This is a genomic window from Streptomyces sp. SID11385 (genome assembly GCF_010548245.1).
In the GTDB taxonomy this organism is placed as follows: Bacteria; Actinomycetota; Actinomycetes; order Streptomycetales; family Streptomycetaceae; genus Streptomyces.
The window spans coordinates 1-11,686 of record NZ_JAAGLR010000115.1 but is presented as its reverse complement, the minus strand read 5'-3'; the positions used below and the strand labels follow the sequence as shown (position 1 = coordinate 11,686).

At 75.3% G+C, this 11,686-nt stretch carries 12 protein-coding genes and 1 pseudogene; 5 read left to right on the top strand and 8 right to left on the bottom strand.

The window, feature by feature from the left end:
- Positions 1–245: 245 nt before the first annotated feature.
- Both G3I42_RS03935 and G3I42_RS03930 read right to left on the bottom strand, forming a co-directional pair.
- Positions 246–1,289 (bottom strand): NAD(P)-dependent alcohol dehydrogenase, encoded by a 1,044-nt coding sequence (locus G3I42_RS03935; protein ID WP_164282448.1) that lies wholly within the window; start codon positions 1,287–1,289, stop codon positions 246–248.
- Positions 1,290–1,344: 55 nt separating this feature from the next.
- Positions 1,345–2,751, bottom strand: coding sequence for a PP2C family protein-serine/threonine phosphatase (locus G3I42_RS03930; protein WP_343244447.1), 1,407 nt, complete (start codon positions 2,749–2,751; stop codon positions 1,345–1,347).
- Between the two features lie 134 nt (positions 2,752–2,885).
- Between G3I42_RS03930 and G3I42_RS03925 the strand changes: the two genes are divergently transcribed.
- Entirely contained in the window at positions 2,886–3,383 is a 498-nt protein-coding gene (locus tag G3I42_RS03925; protein WP_239096249.1) for a hypothetical protein, read from the top strand.
- 217 nt (positions 3,384–3,600) lie between these two features.
- Here G3I42_RS03925 and G3I42_RS03920 read toward each other — a convergent pair whose 3' ends face one another.
- The gene (locus G3I42_RS03920; RefSeq protein WP_164282446.1) at positions 3,601–4,335 is read right to left on the bottom strand and encodes a hypothetical protein; all 735 of its coding nucleotides are present in this window, start codon (positions 4,333–4,335) and stop codon (positions 3,601–3,603) included.
- 386 nt (positions 4,336–4,721) lie between these two features.
- On the opposite strand from G3I42_RS03920, the gene G3I42_RS03915 reads away from it, so the two are divergent.
- Complete coding sequence (locus G3I42_RS03915) at positions 4,722–5,612, top strand: hypothetical protein (protein ID WP_164282445.1); 891 nt, start codon at positions 4,722–4,724, stop codon at positions 5,610–5,612.
- 15 nt (positions 5,613–5,627) lie between these two features.
- Here the strand turns inward: G3I42_RS03915 and G3I42_RS03910 are convergent, their stop codons facing one another.
- Positions 5,628–6,425 carry a GNAT family N-acetyltransferase gene (locus G3I42_RS03910; protein WP_164282444.1) on the bottom strand — a complete coding sequence of 266 codons (798 nt, stop codon included), beginning with the start codon at positions 6,423–6,425 and terminating at the stop codon, positions 5,628–5,630.
- A 191-nt stretch (positions 6,426–6,616) separates the two neighbouring features.
- On the opposite strand from G3I42_RS03910, the gene G3I42_RS03905 reads away from it, so the two are divergent.
- Positions 6,617–6,910: a chaplin gene (locus tag G3I42_RS03905; protein WP_164282443.1), complete on the top strand. Its 294-nt coding sequence runs from the start codon at positions 6,617–6,619 to the stop codon at positions 6,908–6,910.
- Between the two features lie 154 nt (positions 6,911–7,064).
- Here G3I42_RS03905 and G3I42_RS03900 read toward each other — a convergent pair whose 3' ends face one another.
- Positions 7,065–8,024: a helix-turn-helix domain-containing protein gene (locus G3I42_RS03900; RefSeq protein ID WP_164282442.1), complete on the bottom strand. Its 960-nt coding sequence runs from the start codon at positions 8,022–8,024 to the stop codon at positions 7,065–7,067.
- Between the two features lie 178 nt (positions 8,025–8,202).
- Here G3I42_RS03900 and G3I42_RS03895 point away from each other — a divergent pair, with 178 nt between their 5' ends.
- Together G3I42_RS03895 and G3I42_RS03890 are read left to right on the top strand one after the other, a co-directional pair.
- Entirely contained in the window at positions 8,203–8,634 is a 432-nt protein-coding gene (locus tag G3I42_RS03895) for a hypothetical protein (protein WP_164282441.1), read from the top strand.
- A 43-nt stretch (positions 8,635–8,677) separates the two neighbouring features.
- Positions 8,678–9,269 (top strand): annotated as a pseudogene (locus G3I42_RS03890) (GNAT family N-acetyltransferase).
- A gap of 84 nt (positions 9,270–9,353) precedes the next feature.
- Here the strand turns inward: G3I42_RS03890 and G3I42_RS03885 are convergent.
- The 3 genes from G3I42_RS03885 to G3I42_RS38170 form a co-directional block, all read right to left on the bottom strand.
- Positions 9,354–9,602: a hypothetical protein gene (locus G3I42_RS03885; RefSeq protein WP_164282440.1), complete on the bottom strand. Its 249-nt coding sequence runs from the start codon at positions 9,600–9,602 to the stop codon at positions 9,354–9,356.
- Positions 9,603–9,671: 69 nt separating this feature from the next.
- On the bottom strand, positions 9,672–10,700 hold the full coding sequence (locus tag G3I42_RS03880; protein WP_164282439.1) for an NAD(P)/FAD-dependent oxidoreductase: 1,029 nt from the start codon (positions 10,698–10,700) through the stop codon (positions 9,672–9,674).
- Between the two features lie 89 nt (positions 10,701–10,789).
- Positions 10,790–11,686, bottom strand: an 897-nt coding sequence (locus G3I42_RS38170; protein WP_203606329.1) for a hypothetical protein, incomplete at its 5' end; no start/stop codon positions are given.

The window sequence follows — 11,686 nt, the reverse complement described above, 5'->3', positions numbered from 1 at the left end:
GGCGGGGGGCCGGGCGCGGGTGGCTCGCGGGGGTTCACCCATCGGTCCTCGGGTTCCTTTCCTCGGGGCACACGGAGCGGGGTGTGGGGCCCGGCGTGCTGCCGGGCCCCACGGGGTTTCCGCGACTCTACGACTGTCCCGCGACGCGCGCTCTACACGGGTGTCGTAGGAGCCGCACGCCCGCTCGGCCGTTCGGCGGACGGCCGGAGGCGCCCCGGCCGTTCGGCGGACGGCCGACCGGGCCCTCAGCCGTTCGGCAGGATGACCGCGCGGCCCTGGACCTTCCCGTCGTGCAGCCGCTCGTACGCCTTCGGGGCCTCGTCGATCGAGTACGTCTCGACGTGGACGTCCACGGCGCCCAGGCGCGCCAGGTCGAAGACCTCGCCCATCTCGGAGCGGCTGCCCCAGTACGGGGACGTCACGACGGTCTCGTACGCCTGGAGGCCGAAGCCGACCTCCAGGCTGCCGCCGCCGATGCCGACGATCGTGACGTCGCCCTCGATCATGGCGCAGGCGCCGGAGGCCTTGACGGTCGGCGGGACGCCGACGAAGTCGAAGACGGCCTCGGCGCCCCGGCCGCCGGGGGTGAGCTTGCGGACGTTCTCGACGGCGTTCTCGTCGGAGAGCACGGCCTCGTGCGCGCCGACCTCCTTGGCGAGGCGCAGCTTCTCGTCGTTGACGTCGAGCGCGATGACGCGGGCGGACGTCAGGGCGCGCAGGAGCTGGATGCCGACGTGGCCGAGGCCGCCGGTGCCGAAGACGACGGCGGTCGAGCCGGGCACGAGCTTGGGCAGCGAGCGCTTGATGGCGTGGTACGGGGTGAGCCCGGCGTCCGTGAGCGGCACGGTCTTGACGGGGTCGAGGTCGCCGAGCGGCATGAGGTGGCGCGGGTCGTCCACGATCATGTACTCGGCGATCGCGCCGGGGTTGCCGAGCCCGGGCGGGTTGATGCCGAGGCGGGCCGCGTTGAGGCAGTAGTTCTCCTTGCCCTGCTGGCACTTGGTGCAGCGCCCGCAGCCCCACGGCCCGTACACGGCGACGGACTCGCCGAGCGCGACGTTGCGCACGCCCTCGCCGAGCTTGTCCACGACGCCCACGCCCTCGTGGCCGAGGGTGAGCGGCAGCGGGAAGGTCAGTGCCTCGGCGGGCCAGCTCATGACGGCGATGTCGGAGTGGCAGACGCCTGCCGCCGTGACCTTGAGCCGGATCTCGCCGGGCCCCGGTTCGGGCTTCTCGATCTCGACGACCTCGGGCGCCGCGCCCACGGTGCGGTACTGGACTGCCTTCATCGTGGCTGCCATGGGAACTCCTTCACTTCGCGAACGTCGTACAAGTACGGCATTGCTACGTAATATCTTTTGCTGGTATATCTCCCGCCGGTCTCGTGGGCGCGGGCGGGGGTGCCACGGCGGACGCCCCACCAGCGGAAACCCCGGCGGAACGCCCGGCGGAGGCCCCGGTGGCGCTCCCTGCGGAGGCCCCGGCGGGCGCGCCGGTACGGGCACGTGTCCGCGTCGGCGGTTCGCGGGGCCAGTCGGGCCCGCCCGCCCGGCGTACCGCGAGGATCGTGGTGTCGTCGGTGAGCCGCCCGCCGGTGTACCGCAGCACTTCGTCCCGGACGAGGGCGACGAGCCGTGCCGGTTCGGCGCACCGCGCGTCGGCGGCGAGGCGGGTGCCGAGCCGTTCCACGAGCGGGAAGAACTCGCCCGTGCGGTCGCGGGCCTCGGTCACGCCGTCGGTGACGAGCAGCAGCGTCTCGTCGGCGGCGACGCGGAAGCGCTGCACGGCGAAGACGGTGGTGACGAGCCCGCTGAGGCCGAGCGGGAGGACGGGGACGGTCTCGATCTCGCGCACCCCGCGCGGGCTCACGGCGAGCGGCACCTCGTGCCCGAAGTCGACCAGCTCCATCTCGTACGGGGTCGGGCGCGGGAACTTCGCCGGGTCGGCCTGGGCCGCCTCGTCGAGCGGGTCGGCGTCGTGGCCGGACATCGGCGGGAAGCCGAGCAGCGCGGCGGTCGCGAACCGGTCCTCCTCACCGGCCACGCCCATGACGGCGCTGTACGCCTGGTGGCGGCGCATCCGCGTCTCCAGCCGTTCCGCGACCACCGCGAGGTCGGCGGCGTGGTAGCCCCACTCGCGGAAGCAGCCGAGGATCGCGGAGGCGGCGGTGACGGCCTGGAGGCCCTTGCCCTGGACGTCGCCGAGGATCACCCGGGTGCCGTACCGGGACGGCTGGATGTCGTAGAAGTCGCCGCCGACGCGCGCGGTGGTGTCGGCGGGGAGGTAGATCGCGGCCTGTTCCATGCCCGCCCAGTGCGGGGGCAGCGGGCGCAGCACGGTGGAGCGAGTGGTCTCGGCGACATCCTGGAGGTGGCCCACGTACCGCCCCGCGCGCAGCCGCAGCGCGCAGGAGGCGACGGCGACGGCGCCGCCGCCCACGACGAGGATGAAGTTCGGCCAGCCGGTGCGGTACTGCTCCGACCAGGCGAGGTTCATGAGGAGGTACGCGACGCAGGAGAGCAGCGCGAACCCTGCCGTCGCCCACACGCCGCACAGCGCCGCCGCGATACCGGGCACGACGATGATCCACGTGATCATCCGGAAGTCGCCCTCGGTGTTCCAGTCGAGGGCGACGACGAGCACGAAGAGCGCGGCGGGCACGAGCCAGGCGACCCGGTGCCCCCGCAGCCGCAGCGGCTCCCCGCCCCACATGCGGGACGTGACGGGACGCGGCGCCGGGCGAGAACTCACCCGTCCAGGCAAACACGGGGGGCAGGGGGCCGCCACGGGAGCGGGGGCGGGGTACGCGCGGCGGGCGCCGGTTCCGGTTGCCGCTCGGTAGCAGAGGAGGACCCTGGTAACAAAGCACCGCAAAGGAGACAGCCATGGCCCACGCCTCCGCCCCCGCCACCGCTCCGAAGCCCCCGGCTCCGGCCCGGCACCACCGCCCGGCCCGCAAGATCACGGCGAGCACGGCGAGCAACGTGTTCTGGCTCGCGGCCGGCTACGGGGTGTGGGCTTCGGTGACGACGCGCCACGAACACAAGATGACGGGCTGGAACGTCCTCTACGGATGCGTCGCGGGCATCGTCTTCGGCCTGCTGTACCTCGCGCTGCGGCAGCTCACCCCGGCGATCCCGCGCGTGCGCCGCGCGGTCGTGTGGGCCGTCTTCTGGGGCTGCTCGATCGGCTACCTGCACAGCCTGTCGCACCAGACCATCTACTGGTCGGTGATCCTCGGCCTGATCCTCGGCGCGAGCGCGTACCTCATGGCCTTCTACCGCTTCTACACGAGCGAGGTCCCGACCGACGCCCACCTCCCGAAGCCGCGCCCGGGCGGCGTGGTGAGGCCCGCGCCGGAGCACTTGGGGGGCAAGTGGTGAGGGGCGGGGAGCGGCGGGGCGAGTTGAGCGGCGGGCGGGCTGAGTTGGGCGGGGGGGCGGGCTGAGTTGGGCGGGGGGCGGACGTTCGGCGGGCGGACGTTCGGCGAGTCGCCCCCTTCGGCGAGCCGCCGGGAACACCCGCGCCACGCCGCACGTTGAGGGCCCCAGGGGGGACAAGCCGCATGTAAGGGACACCCCTAAGGGACATCCCCCACCCTCACCCCCGCAGCCGCCTCCGCACCAAAAGGAACCCGAGCCCGACCGCGCACAGCGCCCCCGACACGACGCCGAGGAAGAGCCCGGCCCCGGGCGTCTCCCCGGCTCCGGCTTCGGCCTCGTGCCCGTCCCCGTCCCCGTCCCCGGCATCGGCGAGCCGGCCGGAGACGGACGCGGACCCCCCGGAGGTGGACGCGGCACTCCCCGGCGGCGTGGACGCGGCGTCAGGCGCGCGGCTCCCACCCGGTCCCGGCAGCCCCGTCCCCGTACCCGCCGCGCCCTCCGTACCCGGCGCCCCGCCCGCACCCGAAGCGCCCCCCGCCACCGGCCTGTTCGTCACCGTGCAGTGGACCTCGTCCCCCGCCGCCACCCTGACCTTCCCGTCGCCGGTCGGCAGGGGGCCCGTGCGGCCGGCGCAGTGCCACAGCGTGGACGTGTAGCCGGGGTGGCCGCCGTACTCGGTGAGCCGGTAGTCCCCCGCCGGGACGCGCGCCCCGGTCACCGCCCGCGAGCCGTGCGCCCCCTCGATCTCCACGGGTCCCCGCGCCGCCACCGTCCACTCCTGCGCCCGCGCCGTCCCGCCCGGCCCGTCGACGACGCGCTCGACGAGCGTGAGCGAACCGGTACCGGGGGCGGGTGACGGGGAGGCGGCCGTGGCGGTGGGCGCCGCGAGCCACAGCGGGACGAGGGCCACGACGGCGACGAACGCACTCGTACGCGGGACAGCACCGCGCATCGCCGCGCTCCCGCTCACGGCCCGGCCCGCGCGCGGGCTCGGACCCGCACTCGCGCTCAGCCACACGCTCGCGCTCGTACTCGGTCTCGGACTCGTCCCGGCAAGACGGTGGCGCATGGGGGCATCCCGTCAGGGTCGGTTCTGGGGCGGCGGACGGCTCCGGCAGCAGATCATGGGGCAATCGCCCGATATGTTCATTGGCCCGGCCGGGGGCGTGTCCCGGCCGCGTCTCCGCCGTGTCCCCGCTCCTCACCCGTACGCCCATGGGGCTGGCGCACGCGTGCGGGGGCGCGTTGCCTGGGTAGGTGCGGAATGTGCACGACGTACGGATACAGGCGTGCGGATACAGGCGTACGGATTCATGAGGGCTTGCGGGAGGCGGCGCGGTGGCGGAGGGCGAGGCGCGGGTGCGGGGGCGCGGGCGCGGTGCGGGGTACGTGGTGCGGACCGTGCTCGCGGTGGTGCTCGCCGTGGTGGCCTGTGTGTGCGTACCGGCCGGGGCGCTCTCCGTGTGGGCGAAGTACGAGATCGGGGACACGGACACCTTCGTGGACGCCGTCTCGCCGCTCGCCTCCGACCGGGACGTGCGCGAGGCGGTCGCGGACGCGGTGACGGACGGGGTCATGCGGCAGGTCGATCTCGGGCCGCTCCAGGACCAGGGGCGGGAGTTCGTGCGGGAGGCGGCGGTCTCCTTCACGGGCTCGCCCGCGTTCCGCGACGCGTGGGACGCGGCGGCGCGCGGCGCGCACACGGCGGTGCTCGACGCGCTGGGCGACCGTGAGTCGGGCGGCGACATCCGTATCGACCTCGGGCCGGTCACCAAGCAGGTCAAGCAGCAGCTGATCGACAACCACGTCCCGTACGCGGACCGCATCCCGGACACGGACACGTCGATCACGTTCGTCGAGTCCCGCGAACTGGGCACCGCGCGGAAGGTGTTCCACGCCTTCGAGACGGCGGGCCCGTGGCCCGCGATCGCCGCGTTCGTCCTCGGCGGCCTCTCGGTCGCGCTCGCCCACCGCAGGCTCCGCGCCCTCTCGTTCCTCGCCTTCGGCGTCGCGCTCGCGGGCGTCGTCCTGCGCCTGGTGCTGATGGCGGGCCGCGACCAGACGCTGGGCAGCATCCCCTCCGGCTTCTCCCGCCCGGCGGCGGGGGCGGGCTACGACGCCCTCACGCACGCCCTGACGACGGCTTCGTGGTGGCTCGTGGGGATCGGCTGCGCGGCGGGCGTGGCGGGTGCGGTGGCCGCGGTGGTACGGGGCCGCCGCCGCGCCTGACGGCGGGCCCCGTCCTCATACGTGCCGCATCCACAGGTTCGCCTCCCGGTACACGGCCCGGTCCGCCTCCCGGTCGACCCGCAGCACGTCGAGCGCCCCCGGCACCACGTAACTCCCGCTCCCCGGCAGGGCCATGCCGGTCCACTTCTCCCACTCCGCCACCGTTCCCCCGATGATCATCGAGTCCTCGGCGACCCCGAGCACGCTGGCCCCGAGCCGCTGGTGCGTCCGCACCCACGGGTCGAGGTGCAGCCCGTCATCGCGTGTCCAGCGCGCGAACTCGGCCATGGACGTGAGCGGGTAGCGCGCCTTGAGCGTCGGGCGTACGGGCACGACGACGCGCGAGAGCCCGGCGGCGATGGCCTTCTCGCGCAGGGCGGTGAGCAGCGCTCCGGCGAGCCCGCGCGCCCGGAGCGCCGGGTCGACGGCGGCGGCCATGACGACGAGCGTGTCGGGCGCGACGCCGCTCCCGTACTGGGCGACGGACCGTTCGAGCGCGCCGTCGTACCCGGCCGGAAGGTCCTCGTACGAGCCGTCCCACCGCACCGGCACGCCCCAACCGCCCGCGACGACCCGCACGTTGCCGCCGTCCGAGCCCGCGCCTACTCCCTGGCCCGCGCCTCCCCCCTCGGCCTCGCCCTCGACGAGCAGCAGGTCGAACTCGGGGAAGTAGCGCTCGACGAGCGGGACGTACCGCTCCGAGGCGGCGTCGTGGAAGATGAACTCCGGCCACACCTGGTGCAGTACGGACCGGGACGCCTCATGCAGATCGGGCCGCTCGGCGAAGACGACGGCGCTCAGCTCACTGTCCATGAGCCGGGAGCCTATGCAGCGCTACGGGCCCGGGGCGAGGCGTTTACGCGTGCACCCGTACGGGTGAGTCCACCCATCCCCCGCCCGCCCCGCTCCGGACCCCACACGAGGCCGTCCCCCCGGACGGGCCTCGCCCCCGTGACGGCGCCGCGATCGGCGCGGCCCGCGCGGGTCAGGAACGGAGCCACCCCATGCGAAGCGTGATCAGGAGCGCGAGCCTCGCCCTCGCCGCCGGCGCGGCCCTCGTCGGAGCCGCCGGGGCCGCCTCGGCCGACGCCGGGGCGCAGGGCCTCGCGGCCGGTTCCCCCGGCGTCCTCTCGGGCAACCTCGTCCAGGTGCCGGTGCACGTCCCCGTGAACGCCTGCGGCAACACGGTCAACGTCGTCGGCCTCCTCAACCCGGCCTTCGGCAACACGTGCGTCAACGCCGACGCCCCGAACTGGCACCACGGCAACCACGGCGGCTGGAACCACCAGGGCTGGTGACCCCCGCTCGCGAGGTGAGTGAGTGCCCACTCACCTCGCGAGGCCCCCTCCGCGCGAGCCCCTCATCCTCGCGAGGCGCCCTCGCGAAGCCCCTCCGCGAGCCCCCCTCCGCGCGAGCCACCACCCGCGCGCCCCCCCACCCGCCCCGGTCCCCTCACACCCCCGCACCCCCGCCGAACGCCCGCCGGTAGTGCTGCGGGCTGACCCCCGTCGTCCGCTTGAACCGCTCGCGGAACGCCCCGGCGGAGCCGAAGCCGACCTGTCCCGCGATCCGTTCCACCGGGTACGCGGTCGTCTCCAGCAGGTGCTGTCCCCTGCGCACCCGCGCCCGGTGCAGCCACCGCAGCGGCGTCGTTCCCGTCTGCTCCTTGAAGTGCCGGATCAGCGTCCGCGTGCTCGTCCCCGCCCGCCGCGCCATCCGCTCCACGGTGACCTCCTCGTCGAGGTGCGCTTCGAGCCACGCGAGCAGGGGCTCCAGCTCGGCGCCCCTCGGCGTCGCGCCCGGCGGCGCCACGATGAACTGCGCCTGGCCGCCTTCCCGTTCGAGCGGCATGACGGAGAGCCGCGCCGCGTCGGCCGCGACGGCGGACCCGTAGTCCCGCCGGACGAGGTGCAGGCAGAGGTCGAGCCCGGCGGCGGCCCCGGCCGAGGTCAGGAACTGCCCGTTGTCGACGTGGAGGACATCGGGGTCGACCTCGACGGCCGGGTACGTCTCGGCGAGCAGCGCCGCCGCGCTCCAGTGCGTCGTGGCGCGCAGCCCGTCGAGCAGCCCGGTCGCGGCGAGCGGGAAGGCCCCGGTGCAGATCGAGGCGATCCGCGTCCCGCGCGCCGCCGCCGCGCGCAGCGCGTCCCGTACGGGGCCGGGCAGCGGCGCGAGCGGCACGGCGGTCCCCGGCACGACGACGGTGTCGGCGGTACGGAGCGCTTCGAGCCCGTACGGGGCGCGCAGCGTGAAGGCTCCCGTGGCCACCTCCGCGCCGGGCGTCTCGGCGCACACCACGACCCGGTACCCGTCGCGCCCGTCCGGCAGCCGCGTCCGCCCGAAGATCTCGACGGGGACCGAGAGGTCGAAGGGGATGACCTGGTCGAGGGCGAGGACGGCGACGGTGTGCATGGCACGAACGTACTGTGCCGCGCGCGAGGAGTGTTCCCCCGGGCACGTACCACGATCCACGATTCCCGCAGGTGGGGACCGTGCTCATCCTCTCCGGAGACGCGTGGCGGAAAGTCGGTGAAAGGTGTCACTTTTGCCACTGGGGACGACCGGTGTCCCCCCGTAGCGTCAGTGTCCCGTGAAGACCTTTTTCCTCTCCCTGCACGTCGTCGCGGCGATCCTGGCGGTGGGCCCGGTGGCGGTCGCGGCGAGCATGTTCCCCGCGTACCACCGCCGCGAGCCGGACGCCTCGGGCACCGCGCTCCTGCACCGCGTCTGCCGCGTCTACGCCGCCGTGTCCCTCGCCGTACCGGTCCTCGGCTTCGCGACGGGCGCGACGATGGGCGTGCTCGGCGACCCGTGGGTGGTCGTGTCGATCGTGCTGACGGCGCTGGCGGCCGTCGTCCTCGTCCTGACGATCCTGCCGGGCCAGGAGCACGCGCTCTCCGGCGAGGGCCCCGCCACGGGGGCGTGGGCGGCGCCGCGCCTCGGCATGCTGACGGGCGTCTTCAACCTGCTGTGGGTCGCGGTGACGGTGTTGATGATCGCGCGCCCGGGTTCGAGCGCCTGAAAGGCGGGTGCGGGGACCGCGCCGCGTGCGCCACCATGCGCCCATGCCTCACCTCATGCCTCTGACCCTGCCCCCCGGCACCTTCTCCGGCCACCCGCAGCCAGTCCTCCCCCTCCCCGGGGCGGAGGTGGTCCTGCGGCCGTGGGAGGAGGGGGACGCGGAGGCGGTACGGGAGGCGTACGACGATCCGGCGATCCAGTACTGGCACGCGCGCCGGGCCGCCTCGACGGCGGAGGCGGCGGAGTGGATCGCCGGGTGGCGGGACGCGTGGGGCGCGGAGACCAGGGCGGAGTGGGCGATCGCCTCCGGCGGGACCCTGCTGGGGCGCTGCGCCCTCAACCGGATCGAAGCGCTCGACGGCGAGGGCGAGGTGGCGTACTGGACCACCCCCCGCCGCGCGCGGCAAGGGCCTCGCCCCGCGCGCCGTACGCACACTGACGGAGTGGGCCTTCGCGAGCGGCTTCGCCCGCCTCGTCCTCCAGCACTCCACCGGCAACACCGCCTCGTGCCGCGTCGCGACGAAGGCGGGCTACCCGCTCGAAGCCACCCGCGCCGCCGCGGCCCGTCACGCGGACGGCTGGCACGACATGCACGCCCACGCCCTGATCAACCCCCGTACGGAACGGGTACGTTGACCGGTCCGGAACGAACCCGGGGCCGCTCAGCCCCCGTACCCGTCCCGGGGGCCGCTCAGCCCCCGTACCTGTCCCGGGGGCCGCTCAGCCCCCGTACCCGTCCCGCGCGCCGCGTCGCCTCCGTACCACCGCACGCGCCGCGGCCCAGCCGAACACGCCCACGACGACTCCCCCCAGCAGGCACACCGGCAGCTCCACCAGCACCCAGGGGTCGGCGGCGGCCTCGAACCGCCGTACCCGTCCCTGCGCCAGCCGCCACCACACCCCGGCGCCCAAGGCCGCCCCGACCACGGGCGCGAGACACCCGAGCGCCGCTTCCCCACGCTGTCCCATGCCACAGGTGACGTCAGGCGACCCGCCGGCGGTTCGCCCCCTCACCCGCCACGCGCTGCCGCCGCCCCGTCACTCGCCCCGCGCCAACGCCTCCCGCGCCAACGCCTGCCGCACCCGTGCCTCCGACTCCGCCGAGAAGACCTCCCGGGCGCGGTGGGCCGCCACCGCGCGGTCCGTGTCGGCCTCCACCAGTTCCATGTTCAGCTGGGCCGCCGCCAGGACTCCGGCCGCCGCCGAGGCTCCGACCTGGGCGGCGAGGTCCGTCGCGTTGCCCGCGATCCACAGGCCGGGGACCGTGGTGCGCCCGGTGGGCTCGGCCGGGATGTGGGCGCCCATGCCGGAGGGGTGCGGTACGGGGGTGAGGCCGAGGCCCGCGAGGAAGCCGGCGCGGGTCTCCATCCGGGTCGCGACCGCGAGCGCCTGGCGCGGCACGAACGTCCCGTCCGCCATCCGTACGCCGCTGAGCCGCCCCTCCGCGTCGCTCTCGACGCCCGCGACCTCGCCCGGCACGACGCGGATGCCGCGCGCGGCGATCCACTCGTCCTCGGGCACCGGCTGGCGGTCGGGGAAGTAGACGAGGTCGTCGGTCCACTGCCGGAACAGCTTCACCTGGTGCAGCGACATCGGCCCCGTGCCGAGCACGCCGATCGCCCGTTCGCGCACTTCCCAGCCGTGGCAGTACGGGCAGTGCACGACGTCGCCGCCCCAGTGCTCCCGCAGCCCCGGCACCTCGGGCAGCCCGTCGACGAGCCCGCTCGCGACGAGCACGGCGCGCGCCCGCACGGTCGTCCCGTCGGCGTGCGCCACCACGAACCCCTCGCGGTCGCGCGTCACGTCGCGCACCTCGCCCGCGACGACCTCGCCCCCGTAGCCGCGCACCTCCGCGCGCCCGCGCCGCAGCAGCTCGGTGGGCTTGATGCCCTCCAGGCCGAGCACTCCGTGCGCCCCTTCGGCGGGCGCGTTGCGCGGCTCGCCCGCGTCCACGACGAGCACGGAGCGCCGCGCCCGTGCCAGCGTCAGCGCGCCGCCGAGCCCGGCGGGCCCGCCGCCCACGACCACGACGTCGTACTGCCCTCGTATCCCGGTCATCACGACCACCACCTCTCGTTGCGGTGCCGCCACCGTGCGGCAGGCGCTGCGTGAGAGGCAAACACGTTTGCCGCTTCGGCAAAGCGGCGCGGTCCGCGTCATCCGCTCGGCCGGCAGTCGCGGCAGCGGGTGACGCCGGACCCGCCCGGCAGCCCCCGGTCGCAGCCCTCACACGTGCGCAACCAGGTTTCGCGGACGGAGACGACGGCGGGCACGGGCGGCGCCTCGAAGGCGACGGGAGGGGGCTCCGGATACGCGGGCCGGGCGGCGGGGACGCGGCGCCGGAGCCGGGAGGCGAGCAGGCGGGCGGGGTGGTGCAGTTCGTCGGGGATGCCGCAGACGAGCGCGGCCCGGACGGCTCCGGCCGGGACACCCCGGTCGAGCCAGGTGACGACGAGCGGCACCAGCTCACGCACCTCCGACTCGGCGAGCACGAGGCGCGGATCGTCCTGGCAGAGGCCGGTGAGCACGCGTACGGCCTTGTACTCGACGAGGGTGGAGGGCCAGGGGTCCGCGGCGGGGACGCCGGGAGCGGGGATGTCGGGAGCCGGGGCGTCGGGAGCGGGGGCTTCCAGGGTCGGAGGGGCCGGGTTTCGCGCGGGCTCGACGGCAGGTGCGGGCGCGGCGCCGGGTACGGGCGCGGGGCCGGGTACGGGCTCAGGCGCGGGTACGGGCGCGGGCGCGGGTACGGGCTCCACGCCGCCTACGGGCTCAGGGCCCCGTACGGGCTCAGCACCTCGCACGGCACCCGAGTCGCCCCCACCCCCGGGCTCCCGCACGAGGTACCTCAACTCCCGCTCCGCCCAGTCCGGTTCCCGCGCCCACAGCTCCCGGACGGCCGCGACGGCCGCCCGCGCCCGCGCCGCCTCGGCCCGTTCGGCCTCCCGTGCCCGCAGGTGCGCGTACTCCCTGCCGTGCTCGACGACCCGCGCCCGTACCACCGACGCCCCCTGCCCGGCTCGCCCTCCGGTCCGGCTCAACGGGCACCGCCGCCG